Source organism: Isoptericola nanjingensis (assembly GCF_050311635.1).
In the GTDB taxonomy this organism is placed as follows: Bacteria; Actinomycetota; Actinomycetes; order Actinomycetales; family Cellulomonadaceae; genus Isoptericola; species Isoptericola nanjingensis.
On record NZ_JBNOZL010000004.1, the window covers coordinates 343,459 to 364,360 of the forward strand.

The 20,902-nt window shown below is 73.9% G+C and carries 12 protein-coding genes; 11 read left to right on the plus strand and 1 reads right to left on the minus strand.

Annotated features, from left to right (window positions below):
- Positions 1-32: 32 nt before the first annotated feature.
- The 10 genes from ACQP6G_RS09770 (at position 33) to ACQP6G_RS09815 (ending at position 17,538) form a co-directional block, all read left to right on the plus strand.
- Positions 33-1,592 carry an MFS transporter gene (locus ACQP6G_RS09770; RefSeq protein ID WP_429764093.1) on the plus strand — a complete coding sequence of 520 codons (1,560 nt, stop codon included), beginning with the start codon at positions 33-35 and terminating at the stop codon, positions 1,590-1,592.
- Positions 1,593-1,691: 99 nt separating this feature from the next.
- Entirely contained in the window at positions 1,692-3,470 is a 1,779-nt protein-coding gene (locus ACQP6G_RS09775) for a metallophosphoesterase family protein (protein WP_429764094.1), read from the plus strand.
- 27 nt (positions 3,471-3,497) lie between these two features.
- A complete protein-coding gene (locus tag ACQP6G_RS09780; RefSeq protein ID WP_429764095.1) occupies positions 3,498-4,223 on the plus strand; it encodes a metal-dependent transcriptional regulator in 726 nt (241 codons plus the stop codon).
- A gap of 112 nt (positions 4,224-4,335) precedes the next feature.
- Entirely contained in the window at positions 4,336-5,553 is a 1,218-nt protein-coding gene (locus ACQP6G_RS09785) for an MFS transporter (protein ID WP_429764096.1), read from the plus strand.
- 61 nt (positions 5,554-5,614) lie between these two features.
- Positions 5,615-6,280, plus strand: a complete 666-nt coding sequence (locus tag ACQP6G_RS09790) for a vitamin K epoxide reductase family protein (protein ID WP_429764097.1) — start codon at positions 5,615-5,617, stop codon at positions 6,278-6,280.
- A gap of 43 nt (positions 6,281-6,323) precedes the next feature.
- Positions 6,324-9,272, plus strand: a complete 2,949-nt coding sequence (leuS, locus tag ACQP6G_RS09795) for a leucine--tRNA ligase (protein ID WP_429764098.1) — start codon at positions 6,324-6,326, stop codon at positions 9,270-9,272.
- Position 9,273: 1 nt separating this feature from the next.
- On the plus strand, positions 9,274-10,857 hold the full coding sequence (locus tag ACQP6G_RS09800; RefSeq protein ID WP_429764099.1) for a DUF3375 family protein: 1,584 nt from the start codon (positions 9,274-9,276) through the stop codon (positions 10,855-10,857).
- Positions 10,854-11,600: a DUF4194 domain-containing protein gene (locus ACQP6G_RS09805; RefSeq protein WP_429764100.1), complete on the plus strand. Its 747-nt coding sequence runs from the start codon at positions 10,854-10,856 to the stop codon at positions 11,598-11,600. Before ACQP6G_RS09800 ends, ACQP6G_RS09805 begins: the two co-directional genes overlap by 4 nt.
- On the plus strand, positions 11,597-15,010 hold the full coding sequence (locus ACQP6G_RS09810) for an ATP-binding protein (RefSeq protein WP_429764101.1): 3,414 nt from the start codon (positions 11,597-11,599) through the stop codon (positions 15,008-15,010). The genes ACQP6G_RS09805 and ACQP6G_RS09810 overlap by 4 nt, the downstream gene beginning before the upstream one ends.
- Before the next feature lie 56 nt (positions 15,011-15,066).
- Positions 15,067-17,538: a glycogen/starch/alpha-glucan phosphorylase gene (locus ACQP6G_RS09815; protein ID WP_429764102.1), complete on the plus strand. Its 2,472-nt coding sequence runs from the start codon at positions 15,067-15,069 to the stop codon at positions 17,536-17,538.
- A 16-nt stretch (positions 17,539-17,554) separates the two neighbouring features.
- Here the strand turns inward: ACQP6G_RS09815 and ACQP6G_RS09820 are convergent, their stop codons facing one another.
- Positions 17,555-19,372: a helicase HerA-like domain-containing protein gene (locus ACQP6G_RS09820; RefSeq protein ID WP_429764103.1), complete on the minus strand. Its 1,818-nt coding sequence runs from the start codon at positions 19,370-19,372 to the stop codon at positions 17,555-17,557.
- A 150-nt stretch (positions 19,373-19,522) separates the two neighbouring features.
- Between ACQP6G_RS09820 and aztD the strand changes: the two genes are divergently transcribed.
- A complete protein-coding gene (aztD, locus tag ACQP6G_RS09825) occupies positions 19,523-20,875 on the plus strand; it encodes a zinc metallochaperone AztD (protein ID WP_429764104.1) in 1,353 nt (450 codons plus the stop codon).
- The last annotated feature ends 27 nt before the right edge of the window (positions 20,876-20,902 follow it).

Sequence of the window (20,902 nt, forward strand, 5' to 3'; positions counted from 1 at the left end):
CCCGGCCGTCCGCAGTGTGTGAAAGGCACCTCATGGCTCAGACCCAGGTGACGACGCACCCCACCTCCTCAGCCACGGACACGAGCCGCCTCGCCCCCGCGCGCCCCGCCGGGGCCGCGCGCCGCTGGGCGGCCCTCGCCGTGCTGATGCTGCCGGTGCTGCTCGTCTCGATCGACAACACGGTCCTCAGCTTCGCCCTGCCGCAGATCTCGGAGGCGCTGGCCCCCGGCGGCACGCAGCTGCTGTGGATCGTCGACGTGTACCCGCTCGTGCTCGCGGGGCTCCTCGTGCCGATGGGCTCCGTCGCGGACCGCGTCGGACGTCGCCGCCTGCTCCTGATCGGGGCCGTCGGCTTCGCCCTCGTGTCCGCGGTGGCGGCCTTCGCGCCGACTGCGGGCGCCCTGATCGCCGCCCGCGCGGGCCTCGGCTTCTTCGGCGCGATGCTCATGCCGTCCACGCTCTCGCTGCTGCGCAACGTGTTCACCGATCGCGACGAGCGTCGCCTCGCCATCGCGATCTGGGCCGCGGGCTTCGCCGCGGGCTCGGCCGTGGGGCCGATCGTCGGGGGGCTGCTGCTCGAGCACTTCTGGTGGGGCTCCGTGTTCCTCCTCGCGGTGCCGGTGCTGGCCCTGCTGCTCGTGCTCGCCCCGGTCTTCGTGCCGGAGTCGCGCGACCCCGCGCCGGGCCCGATCGACCCGGTGTCGATCGTCCTGGTCATGGCCGCGATGACCCCGGTGGTGTTCGGCATCAAGACGCTCGCCAAGGGCGCGCTGCCGTCCCTCGGGATCGCCGCGGTCGCCGTCGGGCTGCTCATGGGCGTGCTCTTCGTGCGGCGCCAGCTGCGCCGCCGGAACCCGATGCTCGACGTGCGGCTGTTCGCCGTGCCCGCGTTCACCGGCAGCGTGCTGGTGAACCTGCTGTCGGTGTTCTCGCTGGTCGGCTTCCTGTTCTTCGTGTCGCAGGACCTGCAGCTCGTCATCGGGCTCTCGCCGGTGCAGGCGGGCCTGGTGCTCCTGCCGGGCACCGTCGCGATGGTCGTCGCGGGGCTGGCCGTGGTGAAGGTCGTGCGTCGCGTGCGGCCCTCGCACGTCGTCGCCGCCGGGTTGGCCCTGTCCGCGGTCGGCTACCTCGTCACCGCGCTCGTCGCCGGGCGCGGGGAGGCCGGCTGGCTCGGGCTCGCGTTCGTCGTCCTGGCGATCGGCGTCGGCTCGGCCGAGACCGTGTCGAACGACCTCATCGTCTCGACGGTCCCCGCGGCCAAGGCGGGCGCGGCCTCGGCGATCTCCGAGACCGCGTACGAGGTCGGCGCGGTGCTGGGCACCGCCGTCCTCGGCGGGATCCTCACCGGGTCGTACCACGCGAACGTCGTCGTGCCGTCGGGCGTGCCCGCCGCGGACGCGGCGTCCGCGGCGGAGACGCTCGGTGGCGCGGCGAGCGTGGCGGCCGACCTGCCGGCCGGCCAGGCGCAGGCCCTCCTGGGCTCGGCGCACGCGGCGTTCGGCAGCGGCGTCGTCGTGACGTCCGCGATCGGCTTCGTCGCGGTCCTCGTCGCCGCGGGGATCGCGCTGACGATGCTGCGCGAGCGCGCCTGACGCCCGACGCCGTCCGTGAGGGCGGCGTCACACCCGCGACGGCGGCGCCACCGGCGAGGACGGTGGCGCCGCCGTCGTCGTTCGGCGAGGGTGGAGGCGATGAGCGACCAGCACGACGAGCCCACCCCGGCGAACACCCCTGCGGACACCTCTGCGGACACCTCGGCCGCTGCCACCGCGGACGCCCCGCCCGCCGCGGCCGTGGACACGGACGAGAGGCCGCCGGGCGGGCGGGGGCGCCGCGCGCGCAGGACGCCGCAGCGCTGGGTGCGCTGGACCCTCGCCGGGGTCACCGCAGCCGTCGCGTGCCTCGTCTTCGGGGTGAGCACGGCGACCGCGGAGCTCGGCTTCGGTCCCCACGAGGCCGTCTACTCCGTGACCAACGACAGCCTCGTCGTGGTCGACCTCGGCCCGCTCGGCACGCTGGAGATCGACTCGCCGCTCCCGCTCGGGCTCGGCGTGGACGTGGTGGTCAAGGAGATCCCCGCGGACCTGACGACGGTCGGCGCGGCCAACACGCTCACGGCCCTCAGCCAGGATCTCGAGAGCTACCTGCAGTTCTTCTCCAGCCCGGACGTCGCGGTACGCAGCGTCGCCCTCGCGCTGGTGGAGAACGCCCTGTGGCGCTCGCTGGGCGCCGCCGCGGCGCTGGTCGCGGTCGGGTTCGGGGTGCGCTGGCTGCTGGGGCCGGGGCGACGGCGCGAGCTCGCCGACGCGATGGCTCCCCGGACGGGCGAGATCACGGCGGGGGTGGCGGTCGTGGCCCTCGTCGTGACGACGGTGTCGTCCGGCGCGGCGGGCAGCACCGCCCAGGGTCAGCCCGCGTCGCCGGTGTTCGCCGGGACGGCGCTCGAGGGCGCGCGGATCACCGGGCGCCTCGCCGGCGTCATCGACACGTACGGCGGGCAGCTCGTCAAGCTGTACGAGGACAACGAGGAGTTCTACGCGAGCGCGGACGACGACCTGTCGGCCGCGTGGGACGCCCGGCTCGCGTCGGAGGCGGCCGCGTCCGCGACCGCGGCGGGCACCCAGTTCGCGTCCCCCGGCCCCGCCGAGCCCACCGCGCCGGTCGCGCCGCCCCGGGCCCTGCCCAGCGGCGGTCCGGAGGACGAGCCGGTCACCTTCGTCGTCATCTCCGACCTGCACTGCAACACGGGGATGACGCCGCTGATCCGCACGACGATCGAACGCTCCGGGGCCGACGTCGTGCTCAACGCGGGCGACACCACCATGAACGGCACCTCGGTGGAGAAGGTCTGCGTCGACTCGTTCGCCTCCGCCGTGCCGCGCGGCGTGCCGATGGTGGTGTCGGACGGCAACCACGACTCGCAGGTCACGTCCGACCAGGAGGCGGCGCACGGCCAGAAGATCCTGGACGGCCAGGTGCTCGACGTCGAGGGGGTGCGGATCCTCGGAGACCGGGACGCGCTCGAGACGCGCGTCGGCGTGGGCACGAACGTCGCGCGGGAGCGGACGCCGGAGCAGCAGTCGGAGGACCTCGCCGCGACCGCGTGCGAGGACCGCGACGGCGTCGACCTGCTGCTGATCCACACGCCGTCCGTGGGCCTCGACGCCCTCGAGACGGGGTGCGTGCCGTTCCAGGTGTCCGGACACACGCACAGCAGGTCCGGGCCGGAGCAGGTGGGGCAGGGCGTCCGGTACGTCAACGGGTCCACCGCCGGCGCGGCGCCGAACCAGCCGACGGTCGGGCCGCTGCACGGCACGGCCGAGATGACGGTGCTGCGGTTCGACCCCGCGACGCGGCGGATGATGGACGTGCAGGTCGTGAGCGTCACGCCCGACGGCACGGCGACGGTGGGGGAGCGCGAGCCGGTGCCCGACGTCGTGCCGCCGGCCGACGAGGCGCCCGGGCCGTAGGGACGGGCGCCCGGATAGGCTCGGACCGTGCCCGAACCCACCTCACCCACCCCCGCATCGCCCCCGCAGGCCGTCGACCCGGACGAGCTCACCCCCGTCGCCCAGGACTACCTCAAGGCGGTCTGGTCGGCGCAGGAGTGGTCGGACGAGAAGGTCACCACGGGGCTGCTGGCGGACCGGCTGGGCGTGGGGCCGTCCACCGTTTCCGAGACGGTGCGCCGCCTCACGACGCAGGGTCTGCTGGGCCACGAGCCCTACGGCGGGGTCTGGCTCACCGAGCTGGGGCGGCGCTACGCGCTCGTGATGGTGCGGCGGCACCGGCTGCTGGAGACGTGGCTGGTGCGCGACCTCGGCTACGCGTGGGACGAGGTGCACGACGAGGCCGAGGTGCTGGAGCACGCGGTGTCCGACCGGCTCGTCGAGCGCATCTCCGCGCGGCTCGGCCACCCGGAGCGCGACCCGCACGGCGACCCGATCCCGTTCGCCGACGGGCGCGTGGTGCGCCCGGAGGCGGTGCCGCTGGTGGACCTCGAGGCCGGGGCCGGGGGAGTGGTCGCCCGGATCTCCGACGCCGACCCCGAGGCGCTGCGGTACCTCGCGGACCTCGGCATCGACCTGGACCTGCCGGTGCGGCTGACGTCGCGGCGGGAGTTCGCCGGGACGGTCGGCGTGGCGTGGGAGGCGGACGGGCGCGAGGTCGGCGTCGACCTCGGGCTGCTGGCGGCGTCGCGCATCTGGGTGGTGCGCGCGTAGGCTGTCCCGGTTCCCCGACGACGTGAGCGCTGGACGGCGCACCGTCGTCGACGCCTCGTCTCGAAACGATTCGAGCATCCCGGTGCCCGACCCGACTCCCGAGGAGAGGCGAGTGACCTCGACGACCACGCCCGCGAGCGGCGCCACGGCCCGCACCGGCCGCGCACCCGGCCCCGAGCACGTCGGGGCCGCGCTGTTCGCGCTCGCCGTCGGCGGGTTCACGATCGGCACCACCGAGTTCGCCACGATGGGCCTGCTGCCGCAGATCGGCGCCGACCTCGGCGTCAGCGACCCGGTCGTCGGGTACGCGATCACCGCGTACGCCGTCGGCGTCGTGGTCGGCGCGCCACTGCTGACCGTCGCCGCCGCGCGCATGTCCCGCAAGCGGCTGCTGCTGTGCCTCATGGGCTTCTACACGGTGGCCAACGTGCTGTCGGCGGCCGCGCCAGGGATCGAGAGCCTCGTCGTGGGGCGGTTCCTCGCCGGGTTGCCGCACGGCGCGTTCTTCGGCGTCGGGGCGGCGGTCGGCGCCGCGGTGGCCGGGCCGGGGCGCCGCGGCCACGCCGTCTCGATGATGATGACCGGCCTGACGATCGCGAACGTCGTCGGGGTGCCGCTGTCCACGGCCGTGGGGCAGAACATGGGCTGGCGCGTCGCGTTCGTCGTCATGGGGGCCCTGGGCGCCGTGACGCTGCTGGGGGTCTGGCGCTTCGTCCCCGAGCACGGGCCGGTGGACTCCAGCGTCCGGCAGGAGCTGTCCACCCTGCGCAACGGCCCGCTGTGGATCTCGTTCGCGGCCGGCGCCATCGGGTTCGGCGGCCTGTTCGCCGTCTACACCTACGTCGCGCCGACCGTCACCAAGGTGGCGGGGATGTCCGAGAGCGCGGTGCCGTGGGTGCTCGCGGTCTTCGGCGTCGGCATGACCGTCGGCACGCTGCTCGGCGGCAGGCTGGTGGACCGCAACGTGCTGCGCACCGTGATCGGCGGGTTCGTCGCGACCGCGCTGTCGCTGGTGCTGTTCGCGCTGGTCGGGACGTCGCCCGTGCCCGCCGTCGTCGGGCTGTTCCTGCTGGCCGTCACCTCGCAGACCCTCGGCCTGGCGATGCAGACGCGACTGATGGACCTCTCGCCGCGGGCGCAGTCCCTCGGCGCGGCCCTGTGCCACTCCGCCCTCAACATCGGCAACGCGAGCGGCGCCTTCTTCGGGGGCCTCGTCATCGCCGCCGGCTACGGGTACCTCGCGCCGGCATGGGTGGGGCTCGCGCTCACCCTGGTGGGCCTGGCGATGGTGCTGGCGTTCGGCCGTCAGCGCGTGGCGCACTCGGGCTGACCTGCGTGGCGGCGGCCGCCGGCGGGCCGGGCCCCCAGGAACGTGCGGTACGGTCGCGCCCGTGAGCCCGAGCGTGCGCGACGAGACCCACGACACCCCCGACGACGCCGCGGGGGAGGCTGCGCTCGTGCCCGGCCCGCGCGGCCTGACCGCCCGCACGTACGGCGTGCTGCTGACCGTGCTGGGCGGGGTCGGCTTCGGGGCGGCGTCGTGGCTGGCGATCGAGGAGTACCTCAAGCTGCTGGACCCGAACCGGGTGACGAGCTGCAGCTTCAACGTCTTCCTCGACTGCGGCGTCGCGATGGCGTCCTGGCAGGGCACGCTGCTCGGCTTCCCGAACCCCTACATCGGGGTCGCGGCGTTCCCCGTGGTGATCACGACCGGCGTGGTGCTGCTCGCGGGCGCCCGGCTGCCGCGGTGGTACCACCGGTCGCTGCTCGCGGTGACGGTGCTCGCCCAGCTGCTGATCTTCTTCCTCATGTGGTCGAGCTTCTACGCGCTGGTCCGGCTGTGCCCGGCCTGCATGGTCGTCTGGACGATCGTGTGGCCGCTGCTGTGGTTCCAGGTCGTGCACGCCGTGCAGGAGCGCCACCTGCCCGCGAGCGACGGGCTGCGACGCGCCGTCGTGCGCAACCGCGGACTGGTCCTGATCATCGGGTACGTCGTCGCCGTCGGCTGGCTGCTGCTGGCCGTCGGAGGGCCGCTCGTCGAGTCGTTCGGGGTGTGAAAACAGGGCCGGGGCCTGCGGCCCCGGCCGGTAGACTCGCCGGGTGAGCACGCCCGACACCGCACCCTCCCGATCCGAGGCGCCGACCGCGCCTTCCCACGAGCCCACCCACCGCTACACGCCGGCCCTCGCGCAGCAGATCGAGGAGCGCTGGCAGGACCTCTGGGAGGAGCGGGGCACCTTCTGGGCGGCCAACCCGAACGGTGCGCTCACGGACGGCGACGGCGCGCACGGCACGGGCCAGCCGTTCTTCATCATGGACATGTTCCCGTACCCCTCCGGGGCGGGGCTGCACGTCGGGCACCCGCTGGGCTACATCGCCACCGACGTCGTCGGCCGCTTCCGCATGATGTGCGGCGACAACGTGCTGCACGCGCTGGGCTACGACGCGTTCGGCCTGCCCGCCGAGCAGTACGCGGTGCAGACGGGTCAGCACCCGCGCACCACCACCGAGCAGAACATCGTCACCATGAAGCGCCAGCTGCGCCGCATGGGCCTGGCGCACGACTCGCGGCGCACGTTCGCGACGATCGACCCCGAGTACGTGCGCTGGACGCAGTGGATCTTCCTGCAGATCTTCGACTCGTGGTACGACGCCGAGGCCGACGGCGGCAAGGGCCGTGCGCGACGCATCTCCGAGCTGGAGGCCGAGTACGCGTCGGGCGAGCGCGCGCTGCCCGACGGCAGGTCGTGGGACGCGCTGTCCGACGACGAGCGGCGCGACGTGCTGGACGCGCAGCGCCTGGCCTACGTCGACGAGTCGCCCGTGAACTGGGCGCCCGGCCTGGGCACGGTGCTCGCCAACGAGGAGGTCACGGCCGACGGCCGCTCCGAGCGTGGCAACATGCCCGTCTTCCAGAAGTCCCTGCGGCAGTGGAAGATGCGGATCACCGCCTACGCGGACCGTCTGACCGACGACCTGGAGCTCATCGACTGGCCGGAGAAGGTCAAGTCGATGCAGCGCAACTGGATCGGCCGCTCCACCGGCGCGAACGTCCGGTTCGACGTCGTCGGCACCGCCGACTACGACGCGGCCGGCGCGGGCGCGCAGGTCGAGGTGTTCACCACCCGCCCGGACACGCTGTTCGGCGCGACCTTCATGGTCGTGGCGCCCGAGCACCCGCTGCTGGACGAGGTCCCCGCCGCGTGGCCCGACGGCACGCGCGACGTCTGGACCGGCGGGCACGCGACGCCCGTCGAGGCCGTCGCCGCGTACCGGCGCGAGGCCGCCGCGAAGACCGCCGTCGAGCGGCAGGCCGACGCCGGCAAGAAGACCGGCGTCTTCACCGGGCACCTGGCGATCAACCCCGTCAGCGGCGCGACGGTCCCGGTGTTCACCGCCGACTACGTGCTGATGGGCTACGGCACCGGCGCGATCATGGCGGTGCCCGGCGGCGACCAGCGCGACTTCGACTTCGCCGAGGCGTTCGAGCTGCCCGTCATCCGCACCGTCGAGCCCGCGGACGGCCTGCCGGACGACTTCGCCGGCGCGTACACGGGTGACGGCGTGGCGGTGAACTCGTCCAACGACGAGATCAGCCTGGACGGCCTGGGTGTGGCGGAGGCCAAGGAGAAGATCGTCGAGTGGCTGAGCGCCCGCGGCGCCGGCGAGGGGACGACCACGTACCGCCTGCGCGACTGGCTGTTCAGCCGGCAGCGCTACTGGGGCGAGCCGTTCCCGATCCTGTGGGACGAGAACGACCGACCGGTCGCGATCCCGGCCGACCTGCTGCCCGTCGACCTGCCCGACGTCCCGGACTACGCGCCGCGCACCTTCGAGCCCGACGACGCCGACTCGTCGCCCGAGGCCCCGCTGGGTCGCAACGACGAGTGGGTGCACGTCACCCTGGACCTGGGCGACGGGCCGAAGCGGTACCGCCGCGACACCAACACGATGCCCAACTGGGCCGGGTCGTGCTGGTACTACCTGCGCTACCTGGACCCCACGGACTCGACCGACGGCCCCGCGAAGGGCACCGCGGTCGTCGAACCGGAGCTCGAGTCGTACTGGATGGGCCCGAAGCACAACGCGACGTCCGGTCCCGCCGGTGGCGTCGACCTGTACGTCGGCGGCGTCGAGCACGCGGTGCTGCACCTGCTGTACGCGCGCTTCTGGCACAAGGTGCTGCTGGACCTGGGCTACGTGTCCTCGCTGGAGCCGTTCGGCAAGCTGTTCAACCAGGGGTACATCCAGGCGTACGCCTACACCGACGCCCGCGGCGCCTACGTGCCCGCCGGAGAGGTCGAGGGCGACGAGCAGGCCGGCTTCACGTACCGCGGCGAGCCCGTGAACCGCGAGTACGGGAAGATGGGCAAGTCCCTGAAGAACGTCGTCACGCCGGACGAGATGTACGAGCAGTACGGCGCCGACACGTTCCGCGTGTACGAGATGTCGATGGGCCCGCTGGACCTGTCGCGTCCCTGGGAGACGCGCGCCGTCGTCGGCTCGCAGCGCTTCCTGCAGCGGCTGTGGCGCAACGTCGTGGACGAGGAGACGGGCGGGCTCGTCGCCACCGACGACGAGCCCGACACCGCCACGCTGCGCGCGATGCACCGGGCGATCGCGGACGTGCGGGTCGAGATGGAGCACATGCGGCCCAACACGGCGATCGCGAAGCTCATCACGTACAACAACCACCTCACCTCCCTGGACCGGGTGCCGCGCGCGGCGGTCGAGCCGCTGGTGCTGATGGTCGCGCCCATCGCCCCGCACATCGCGGAGGAGCTGTGGCAGCGGCTCGGTCACGACGGCTCGCTGGCGCGCGAGCCGTTCCCGACCGCCGACGAGCAGTACCTCGTCGAGGACACGGTGACGTGCGTCGTGCAGGTCAAGGGCAAGGTGCGCGGCCGCCTCGAGGTGGCGCCGTCCATCTCGGACGCCGATCTGGAGGCCGCCGCCCTGGCGGAGCCGAACGTGGTCCGCGCCATCGACGGCGCGCCGGTGCGCAAGGTGATCGTGCGCGCGCCGAAGCTCGTCAACATCGTCGTCTGAGTTGGCGACCGTCCGCCTCGAGGGCGCCCTGGCACGCAGCCGGGGCGCCTTCGGCACGCCCTCGCTCGCCCTCCTGCACCGCAAGGAGGGGCCGCTGGTCGTCGCCCTGCTGTCGCTGATCTTCACACCCGGTCGGGCCACCGTGCCGACCGAGCAGATGCACGTGGAGGTCGAGGACCTGCTCGCCGAGGCGCGGGCCGCCGGCCACGAGGTGCCCGACGACGCGGCCCGCGCGCTGTGCTCGCGCTGGGTGGCGGGCCGCTGGCTGGTGCGGGCGCTCGACGACGACGGTGTCGAGCAGTACCAGGTCAGCTCGCACGCGGCGGAGGCGCTCGCGTTCGTCGACCGCACGCAGGGGGCGCGGGCCCTCGTGAGCGAGTCGCGCATCCGCACGCTGCTCGTGGCCCTGGACGGGCTCGCGCGCGACGCCCGGCCCGACCGCGAGTCGCAGCAGCGGGCGCTGCGGGAGCAGGTCGCCCGCGCCCGCGACGAGATCGCCGAGGCGGAGGCCGAGCTGGCCCGGCTCGACGCCGGCGGCGCCGTGGTGCAGGCGCCCACGGACCGGCTGGTCGAGCAGTTCGACAACGTGGCCGCGCTGGTGCGCGAGCTGCCCGCCGACTTCGCCCGCGTGGCGGAGTCGATCGCCGAGCTGCAGCGCAGCATCGTCACCAGCCTGCGCCAGGACGAACGGACCACCGGCGAGGTGCTCGGCGCCTACCTGGAGGCCTCCGACTCGCTCATGGAGCGCACGCCCGAGGGGCGCGCCTTCTCCGGGGCGATGGAGCTGCTGCGCGACCCGCAGCTGCTCGGTCAGGTCGACGAGCGGGTCCGGGCGGTGCTCGCACACCCGTTCGCGGCAGACCTGCCGGCCGACCGCCGGGAGTCCGTGCGCGCGCTGTACTCCCAGCTCCTGGCCGCCGTCGACGGCGTGCTCGACGCGCAGGCGCGCGCCTCCCGCACCATCACGCAGCAGCTCACGGTGCACAACCCCCTGCGGGACCGCGAGCTGGACGGCGCGCTGCGCGAGGCGACCGCGGCCATGGCGGAGTGGTTCCCGACGTCGGGCCGGGCCGCGCGCGTGGAGCCGCTGCGCTGGCTGGAGAGGGCGCGCCTCGGTCGCTTCCGCGCCCAGCTGCACGACCTGCGTCCCGACACGCCGCCGGACGCGCTCGCCGATCTCGACGACCCGGGTCACGACGCCGGGGCCGCGCCCGGTGAGGTCCTGGGCGGACTGCGCGGTATGGGCGGCCCGCGCTACGAGGAGACCGGCGCCCACGCCGCCCGGGTGCTGCGCGAGCGCGGGGTCGCCACGGCGGACGAGGTGTTCGCCGCCGGACCGACCGAGCTGCGCCGCCCCGTCGAGCTGCTGGGCTACCTGGAGCTGGCGTCGCCGGACGCGCTCGACGAGGCCCTCGGTGACGACGACGGCATCGGCGACGTGCCGGCGGCCCGGCTGCGCCGCGTGACGGCCGTGCGCGCCGACGGCAGCACGCGCGACCTGGTGCTGCCGCGGGTGGGCATCGCCGTACCCGACGACGTGCCCGACGACGCGCCCGACGACCGGACTGACGAGGAGGACGCATGACCGACACCACGACGGCGCCTGCGGAGCACGCGGCCGAGACCGACGCCGCGGCGGGCGGCGCGCCCTTCGTCGAGGTGCCCGCGCTGGCCGACGACGACGCGGCGCTGTTCGCCGGTGACACGGGCGTGCTCCCGTACGAGGCCCGTCGCGCGCTGGCGCTGGTGCTGCAGCGGCGGTACCTGTCGGCGGCCGCGCACCCAGGCGAGTGGAAGGCGCTGCTCGCGCACCAGAACGTGCTCGCCTCGCGCTGCCACGACCTGTTCGTGGAGCTCGTCGTCGATCGCGACTACGAGATCGCGTACAAACGGCAGGTCCGGGAGGCCGGGCTGAGCATCCCGGTGCTCCTCAAGGACGAGCCGTACAAGCGGGTCGAGACGCTGCTCATGCTGTTCGCGCGCAACCGGTTCCGGCAGGAGCAGGGCGCGGGGGAGCGCGCGGCGCACGTCGACGCCGAGGAGCTGGTCGACTACGCGCTCGGCTTCCTCGCCGCGGACGAGACGAACCTGGCCGCGCGCCGGCGCGAGGTCGACAACGCGATCGCCACCCTCGTGCGCGAGCACGTGCTCGACGAGGTCGCCGAGGGCCGCTACCGCGTGCAGCCGGTCGTGGAGATCCTGCTCCCGGTGGAGCGCCTGCGAGAGCTGACCGCATGGTTGCGCTCGCCGTCGGCCGAGCCGCCCACGGCCGCCGACCACGACGACGAGACCGAGCCGGTCGACGAGGACGAGGAGTCGCGCGCATGACGATCACGAGCGACCCGGCGGAGCAGGTCGTCGCGCCCCGCATGCAGCAGTCGCTGTTCGGGCTGATCCCGACGGCGTCGGACGGTCGGCAGTGGACCGCGCGCTCGATGCAGCTGGTGAGCTGGGGTGGCTACCACGGCTACCACGAGGTGCGGTTCGCGGGCACGACGACGCTGCTCACGGGCGCGTCCGGCTCCGGCAAGTCGACCCTGCTCGACGCGTACATCGCGCTCATGATGAGCCACACGACGCCGTTCAACGGCGCGTCGAACACGGCCACCAGCGGGCGGGCGCGCGGGCAGGAGCAGCGCAACGTCGTCTCCTACGCGCGCGGCAAGCTCGACGAGGAGCGCACCGCAGGGTCGGCGCGCGCCAAGGACCGCGTGCTGCGCGGCGAGACGTCGGACACCTGGTCGGCGATCGCGATGACCTGGTCGTCCCAGGCGGGCGAGCGGTTCACGGCGCTGCGCGCCTGGTACGTGCCGCGCGGTGCGCAGCGCACGGACGAGACGGTGGCCGTGCGCGCCGTCGTCGACGCGGACTTCAGCCTGCGCGACCTCGAGCCGCTCGCGGCCCAGCGCTTCGGCAAGGCGGGGCTCACCGCGGCGGGGCTGACGTCGTTCGACACGGACAAGGCGTTCGCCACGCGCCTGCACGCCGCGCTGGGCATCGGCGCGGCGGGCGACGGCGAGAAGGCGATGCAGCTGCTCGGCCGCATCCAGGCCGGCCAGCAGATCACCACGGTCGACTCGCTCTACAAGGCGATGGTGCTCGAGGAGCCCGAGACGATCCGCGTGGCCGAGCGCGCCGTCGAGCACTTCGACGAGCTCAGCGAGGTGCGCGCCGAGATGGACACGGCGCAGCGGCAGGTGGACGTGCTGCGCCCGATGCTGGAGCACCGCGCGGCGGTCGACGACGCCGTCGCGTCCGCGCGGCTCGTGGACGCCCTCGGGCCCGACGGCGGCGCTGGTGGAGGCGAGCCCGGGGCGGTCACGCCGTTCACGGCGTGGCGCGACCGCACCCAGCTCGACCTGCTGCGTGCGGGCGAGGCGGAGAACCGGGCCCAGCACAAGGCAGCGGCCGAGCGGGTCGCCGTGGCCGAGGAACGGCTCGCCGCCGCCCAGGGCGAGCTGGAGCAGGTGCGCGCCGACCAGCGCCGCAACGGGGGCGACGCCATCGAGGCCGCGGAGCGCGACGTGCGCGCGGCCGAGCAGCGGCTGGCCGAGACCCGGCGCGCCCGCGCCGAGCTGGACGGCCACCTGGCGCCGCTGGAGCGGGAGGCCTCGTCGCGCCGGGAGCTGGACGCCCTGCACGCCGACGCCCGCCGGTACCTCGACGAGCGCGACACCCACACGGACGCGCTGTCGGAGGCGGTGGTCGAGGCCTCCGCGCGCGAGAAGGAGGCGATGCGTGCCCTGGCCGAGCTCGAGCGCGAGGAGGCGTCCCTCAAGGCGCGCCGCGGCAACGTGCCGCGCGAGCTGCACGAGGCGCGCGAGGCGCTCGCACGGGCCGCCGGCCTGCGCCCCGACGACGTGCCGTTCGTGGGCGAGCTGCTCGAGGTGCGCGGGGAGTACGAGCCGTGGCGCGACGCGATCGGCCTGGCGCTCGGAGGCTTCGCCGTCACGGTCCTCGTCGACGAGACGCGCCTGGACGCGTTCCGCGCCGCGATCGACGCCGTCCGCTCGCCGGTGCGCGTGCGGTTCGAGGGAGTGCCCACCGGGCAGGCGCTGCACGAGGAAGCTGACCGGACCCTCCTCCCGGGGAGGCTGGAGGTCAAGGCCGGGCCGTTCGGCGGCTGGCTCGCGGGGCGCCTCGCGGAGCGGTTCGCCTACGTGTGCGTGGACGACCCCACGGAGCTCGCCCGGCACGACCTGGCGCTCGCCCGGTCCGGGCAGACGTCGGAGGGGCGCCGGGGCGCGCACGGCGGCCAGGGCCGGGCGTCCGTGCTGGGGTTCAGCAACCACCGGCGCCTCGAGCAGCTCGCGGAGCAGATCGCCGCGGCGCACCAGGAGCTGCGCCAGGCCTCGGAGGCGCTCGCTGGCGCCCGGCTGCGGCAGAAGGGCGAGGCCGACCACTTCGTCGCGTACAGCCACGCGCTGCGGGCCGCCTGGGACGACCTCGACGTGCGCGGGGCGGAGGCCCGGCTCGGCGAGCGGCAGGAGCGGCACGAGGCGCTGGTCGCGGGCTCGGACGTGCTGCGCGCGCTCAAGGCGGACGAGGACGCCCTGCGCGCCCGCGTCGACGAGCTGTACCGGGAGCGGGCCGCTGCGCAGCAGCGCGTCACCGAGCTCGGCGCGGCGTGGGAGCAGCTCAGCGACCAGGTGGACCAGGTCGCGGACGCCGTCGAGCGCGCCGACGACGAGGGCGTCGAGCCCACGCCGGAGCAGGAGCGGCGCCTGGCCGGTCTGATGGCGCAGGTCGGCTGGTCGGGGGTGGCGGGCACCTCGGGCAGCGGCCTTTCGGACCTCACCACGGCCGTGGCCGCCGTCGTGCGCGAGCTGCACCATCAGCGCGAGTCGGCGCAGGAGACGGAGCGTGCCGCACGCGCGGCCCTCGCCGCCCTCTTCGAGCGGTTCAACGACACCTGGCCCGACCCGAACCGCAGCGCCGACCCCGACGGCGCGTACGCCGACTTCCTGCGGATCTACGAGGAGCTGGAGTACCAGCAGCTGTACCGGCTGCGCGACAGGTGGTCGGCGCACCTGCGCCAGATGTCCGGCGACCAGCTCACGCGGCTCAACAACGGCATCGCGCAGGCGGTGGCGGAGATCCGTGACCGCATGGAGCCCGTCAACGCGATCCTCGCCACGCTCCCGTTCCGCGACGACGCGCACCGGCTGCGCATCACCGCGACCCCGGTCGAGGCCTCCGACGTCGTCTCGTTCCGGCGCCGGCTGCGCGAGCTCGCCACCGCCCCGGCGGGCGACGTCCCCCTCGCCGAGCACGAGCGTCGGTACGAGCGGATGCGCAGGCTGATCGACCGCATCCGTCCCGACAGCCCCGAGCGCCGGCGCCTGGTGGACGTGCGCGAGCACGTGCGGGTCAGCGCCGAGTGCGTGGACCTCGAGGGCAACCACGTGAGCGTCTACGACCACATCGCCGGCAAGTCCGGTGGCGAGTCGCAGGAGCTCGTCGCGTTCATCGTCGGCGCCGCCCTGCGCTACCAGCTCGGCGACGCCGGGGCGGAGCGCCCCCGGTACGCGCCGGTCTTCCTCGACGAGGCGTTCATCAAGGCCGACGCCCGGTTCGCCGGCCGTGCCGTGGGCGCGTGGCGCGGGCTGGGCTTCCAGCTCGTCGTGGGCGCGCCGCTGGACAAGGTCAGCGCGCTGGAGCCGCACGCCGACGTCGTGCTGCAGGCGATCAAGGACGCGACCGGCCGGTCGCGGCTGGTGACGCTCGTGGGGGAGTGACGGACGGGTCGGTGTCGGGCCGAGCCGACCGCACCCGGGCTGTGTACTGTCGTGACGTGACCGAGACCACGCCTCTGATCACCAGCCCGGAGCCGACCGTCGAGGGGTTCGTGCGCGAGTACCTGCACGAGCTGAACTTCAGCCAGGGCACGATCCTGGAACGGGCGACGGACAACGACCGGTACCTCGCGCTCGCGCGCACGGTGCGGCACTACCTGATGTCGCGGTGGATGCAGACCACGGTGAGCCAGTACCGCACGCAGGCGAAGGCGGTGGCCTACCTGTCGGCGGAGTACCTCCTGGGCCGCCAGCTCGACAACGCGCTCATCGCGACCGGGCTGGAGGAGGTCGCCGCCGAGGCGCTCGCGAGCCTGGGGCTCGACCTCGACGAGCTGCGCGAGGTGGAGGTGGAGCCCGGCCTCGGCAACGGCGGGCTCGGCCGGCTGGCGGCCTGCTTCGTCGACTCGCTGGCGACGATGAGCGTGCCCGCGATCGGGTACGGCATCCGGTACGAGTACGGCATCTTCCGGCAGACGTTCTCGGACGGCCGCCAGGTGGAGGAGCCGGACACCTGGCTCGACAACGGCGACCCGTGGGAGTTCGCCCACCCCGAGCACGAGGTCACGGTCGGCTTCGGCGGGCACACGGAGAGGTACACGGACGACGACGGCCGCGAGCGCTCGCGCTGGGTGCCGGGCTGGCAGGTGCTGGGCGTCCCGTACAACTCGATGGTGCCGGGCTACCGGAACGGGCGCGTCAACACGCTCCGGCTGTGGAGCGCGCGCGCCACCCACGCGTTCGACCTCAAGATCTTCAACTACGGCGACTACGCCGAGGCCGTGCGCTCCCAGACGTTCGCCGAGAACATCTCCAAGGTGCTCTACCCGGAGGACTCCACGCCGCAGGGCAAGGAGCTGCGGCTGCAGCAGCAGTACTTCTTCGTGGCCTGCTCGATCCGCGACTTCCTCGACCAGCTGCTGCCGCCGGACTTCGACCTGCACGACCTGCCCGAGCGCATCGTCTTCCAGCTCAACGACACCCACCCCGTCATCGCGATCCCGGAGCTCATGCGGATCCTGGTGGACGAGCGCGGCTTCGAGTGGGACGACGCCTGGCAGGTGACGCAGCGCTGCTTCGCCTACACGTGCCACACGCTGCTGCCGGAGGCGTTGGAGGTATGGCCGGTCGAGCTGGTCGGGCGGCTGCTGCCCCGGCACCTGGAGATCATCTACCGCATCAACGACGAGTTCCTCGCCCAGGTGCGCGAGCGCTCGGGCGGGAACGAGCTGCTGGTGCGGCGCATGTCGATCATCGCCGAGCACCCCGAGCGGTCGGTGCGGATGGCGTTCCTCGCGACGGTCGGGGGGTCGAAGGTGAACGGGGTCGCCGAGCTGCACTCGCAGCTGCTGCGCGACAAGGTGCTCGCCGACTTCGCCGACTTCTGGCCGGAGAAGTTCACGAACGTCACCAACGGCGTCACCCCGCGCCGGTTCGTGAAGCTGGCGAACCCGGGGCTGTCGGGGCTCGTCACGGAGGCCATCGGCGACGGCTGGGTCACCGACCTCGACCGGCTGCGCGAGCTCGAGCCCTTCGCCGACGACGCCGAGTTCCGCCGCCGGTTCCGGGAGGTCAAGGCCGCGAACAAGGACCGGCTGGTCTCCTTCCTCGCGGCGCGCGACGGCATCACGATCGACCCGGGCACGATGCTCGACGTCATGGTCAAGCGGCTGCACGAGTACAAGCGCCAGCTGCTCAAGCTGCTGCACGTCGTGACGCTCTACGACCGCATCACGTCCGGGGAGCTGGAGCTCGGCGACGTGACGCCGCGCACCGTCGTCTTCGGCGCGAAGGCCGCCCCCGGCTACGTGATGGCGAAGGAGATCATCGCGCTCATCAACCACGTGGGCGCCGTGGTCGCGGCCCACCCCGACGTGTCCCGGGTGCTGCGCATCGCGTTCCCGGCGAACTACAACGTCACGGTCGCCGAGACCCTGATCCCGGCGGCCGACCTGTCGGAGCAGATCTCGCTGGCCGGCAAGGAGGCGTCCGGCACCGGGAACATGAAGTTCGCGCTCAACGGCGCGCTCACCATCGGCACCGACGACGGCGCGAACGTCGAGATCCGGAAGCTCGTCGGCGACGAGAACTTCTTCCTGTTCGGCCTGACGGAGCCGGAGGCGAGCGCCGTCGCGGAGGCCGGCTACCGGCCCTCGACGTACTACGAGGAGAACTCGTCGCTGCGCCGGGCCCTGGACCTCGTCGCGCGCGGCACGTTCTCCGGCGGCGACGCCTCGGTCTTCGAGCCGATCGTGTCCAACCTGCTCACCGAGGACCGCTTCATGGTGCTCGCGGACTACCAGGCGTACCTCGACGCGCAGGAGCGGGTGGAGCGCGCGTACGCGGACCCGGACGCCTGGAGCCGGTCGGCCGTGCTCAACGTGGCGCGCTCGGGCTTCTTCTCCTCGGACCGCTCCGTGCGCGACTACCTCGACCGCATCTGGCACGCCGCGCCCCTGACGGCCGACTGACCGCCGACCCGGACGGTCAGCGCCGGCGGCGGGTGCCGAAGACGGTGCGGGTGATCTCGCGGGCCAGGGTCGTGCCCACGGTGGTGAGGATGGCGTCCATCGGGCTGCGCGAGCTGCCGCGCGACGTCGAGCCCGACCGCGGGGCCTGCTGCGCCTTCCGGGCGTCGGCCTCCGCCTGCTTGCGCGACCGTGCGGCCTCCTTCTCGAGCTCGGCGGCGCGCTCGGTCGCCTCGCGGGTGGCGGCGTCCTGCGCGGCGCGGGCCTGCAGCAGCTCGTACGCGGACTCGCGGTCGACGGCGGCGCCGTAGCGCGCCTGCCCGGGCGACGCCGCGACGGCCGCGTCCAGGACCTGCTGCGGCGCCGGGTCCATCGAGGCCTGGGGTGCGCGCACGCGCGTCCACGCGACCGGGGTGGGGGCGCCCTTCTCGTCGAGCAGGGTGACGACGGCCTCGCCGGTGCCGAGCGACTGCAGCAGCCGCTCGAGGTCGTACGGCGAGGTGGGGAAGGTGCGGGCCGCTGCCCGCAGGGCCTTCGCGTCGTCGGGCGTGAAGGCGCGCAGCGCGTGCTGCACGCGGTTGCCGAGCTGGGCGAGCACGTCGGCGGGCACGTCCTTGGGGGACTGGGTGACGAAGAAGACGCCGACGCCCTTGCTGCGGATGAGGCGCACCGTCTGGACCACCTGCTGGAGGAAGTCCTTGGAGGCGCCCGTGAACAGCAGGTGCGCCTCGTCGAAGAAGAAGACGAGGCGCGGCTTGTCCGGGTCGCCCACCTCGGGCAGCTCCTGGAACAGCTCCGCCAGCAGCCACATGAGGAACGTGGAGAACAGCGCAGGGCGGTCCTGCACGCCGGGCAGCTCGAGGGCGGAGATCAGCCCGCGCCCGTCCGCGGACGTGCGCAGCAGGTCGGCGGTCTCGAACGCCGGCTCACCGAAGAACACGTCGCCGCCCTGCGCCTGCAGCCCCACGATCTCGCGCAGGATGACGCCGGCCGTGGCGGCGGAGACGCCGCCGATGCCCTTGAGCTCCTGCTTGCCCTCGTCGGAGGTGAGGTAGGCGATGGTGGCCTGCAGGTCCTTGAGGTCGAGCAGGGCGAGCTGCTGCGTGTCGGCCCAGTGGAAGATCAGCTCCATGCTGGAGGACTGCGTCGCGTTGAGGCCGAGCACCTTGCTCAGCAGCAGCGGGCCGAAGTCGGTGACGGTCGTGCGGATCGGCACGCCCGTGCCCAGCCCGCCGAGCGAGTAGAACTCCACGGGGTACGACGTCGGCGCCCAGGTCTGGCCGATGCTCGCCGCCCGCTCGGCGACCTTCGGGCTGTCCGGCCCTTCGACGGCCAGCCCGGACAGGTCGCCCTTGATGTCGGCGAGGAACACCGGGACGCCCTGCGCCGACAGGCCCTCCGCCATGCCCTGCAGGGTCTTCGTCTTGCCGGTGCCCGTGGCGCCCGCGACCAGCCCGTGGCGGTTGAGCGTCGCGAGCGGGAAGCCCACCTGCACCGTCGCGTCCGGCACCGGGTCGCCGCCCAGCGGGCCGGACAGCAGGGCCCCGAGCGGCAGCGTCGGGGCGTCGGAGGCGTAGCCCGCGCGCACCTCGTCGGCGTACGACGGCGGTGCCGCGGGCTCGGCGTCGTCCGCAGGCTTGGCGTCGCCCGCAGGCTCGGCGTCGGTCGCGACCGGGCGACTCGTATCGGGGGCGGGTGCGGCGGCGGCCTCCGCCGCTTCGAGCGCCGCCTGGGCGGCCGCTGCCTTCGCCTCCGCCGCCTCGGCGGCGGCCTGCGCCGCGGCCGCTCGCAGTGCGGCGAGGTCGGCGTCGTCGGTGGGCGGTGTCCCCTCGGCCATGGCCCGCACGCTAGCGCGGCAGGGGAGCGGGTGCGCGACGAGGAGCACGCACGAGGTTGAGAACGGTTCTCACATCTGCTTCACTACTCGGGCACATGGGAATCGTTCTCATGTGGCTTCTTCGTGCTGCCCCGACCTGGAGAGAGACGCATGCCTGCCCTCACCCGCACCACCCGCCCCGCCCGCCGGGGCCGACAGTCCGCCGCGGGCCTCCTCGCCCTCGCGGTCCCGCTCGCGCTGGCGGGCTGCGCGTCCGCGGACCCGGCCGACGGCGCCGGGTCGGCGGGGTCCTCCGCCGAGCCCTCCAGCGCGGAGACCGCCCAGGCCACCGAGGCCGCCGCCGCGACCGCACGCATCGCGCTCACCTACGACGGCGGCGTGGTCGTCCTCGACGCTCAGACGCTGGAGCAGGTCGCCGACCTGCCGCTCGAGGGCTTCACGCGCCTCAACCCCGCCGGCGACGGCCGCCACCTGCTGGCCTCCACCACCGGCGGGTTCCGCGCCCTGGACCTCGGCGCATGGGCGGAGGCGCACGGCGACCACCACCACTACTGGACGTCCGAGCCGCGCCTCACCGACGTCACCTACGCCGCCGAGGAGCCCGGCCACGTCGTCGTGCACGGCGGCCGCACGGTCCTGTTCGACGACGGGACCGGCCAGGTCCGCGTGCTCGACTCCGCCCACGTCGCCGAGGGCGAGGCCCCCGCGCGGGAGCTCACGACGCCGTCGGCGCACCACGGCGTCGCGGTCGAGCTCGGGGACGACTCGCTCCTCGTCACCGAGGGCACCGAGGAGTCGCGCTCCGGCGTGCGCGTCCTGGACGCCGACGACCAGGAGATCGCGGCGAGCGACGACTGCCCGGGCGTGCACGGCGAGGCGGTCGCGGCCGACGAGGCCGTCGTCGTGGGCTGCGAGGACGGCGTCCTCGTCTACGCGGACGGCAAGCTCACCAAGGTGCAGGCGCCCGACGCCTACGGCCGCATCGGCAACCAGGCCGGCTCCGAGGAGTCGCCCGTCGTGCTCGGCGACTACAAGACCGACCCCGACGCCGAGCTGGAGCGGCCCACGCGCGTCTCGCTCGTCGACACGCGCAGCGGGGACCTGTCGCTGGTCGACCTGCCCTCGAGCTACACGTTCCGGTCCCTGGCCCGCGGTGCCGGCGGCGAGGCGCTCGTGCTGGGTACCGACGGCTCGCTGCACGTCATCGACCCGGAGAGCGGAAAGCTCACGACCTCGATCCCGGTGATCGACGCCTGGGAGGAGCCCGCCGAGTGGCAGGAGCCGCGCCCCGCGGTGCTCGCGCTGGACGGGTCCGTGTACGTCACCGACCCGGCGACGAAGTCCGTGCACGCGGTGGACGTGGAGTCCGGCGAGGTCTGGAAGTCCGTCCAGCTGGACGTCGCGCCGAACGAGATCTCCGGCGTCTCGGGCGACGTGGAGGCGAGCGGCACCGACGAGCACGACCACGAGGCGCACGACGACGAGGCGCACGACCACGAGTGACGGCCGCGCCGCCCGGGTCGTCCCGGG

Excerpts from the sequence above, each read along its gene's own strand:
- ACQP6G_RS09770 (WP_429764093.1), top strand. The coding sequence starts at position 33 with ATGGCTCAGACCCAGGTGACGACGCACCCCACCTCCTCAGCCACGGAC.
- ACQP6G_RS09775 (WP_429764094.1), top strand. The coding sequence starts at position 1,692 with ATGAGCGACCAGCACGACGAGCCCACCCCGGCGAACACCCCTGCGGAC.
- ACQP6G_RS09805 (WP_429764100.1), top strand. The coding sequence starts at position 10,854 with ATGACCGACACCACGACGGCGCCTGCGGAGCACGCGGCCGAGACCGAC.
- ACQP6G_RS09810 (WP_429764101.1), top strand. The coding sequence starts at position 11,597 with ATGACGATCACGAGCGACCCGGCGGAGCAGGTCGTCGCGCCCCGCATG.
- ACQP6G_RS09820 (WP_429764103.1), bottom strand. The coding sequence starts at position 19,372 with ATGGCCGAGGGGACACCGCCCACCGACGACGCCGACCTCGCCGCACTG.
- aztD (WP_429764104.1), top strand. The coding sequence starts at position 19,523 with ATGCCTGCCCTCACCCGCACCACCCGCCCCGCCCGCCGGGGCCGACAG.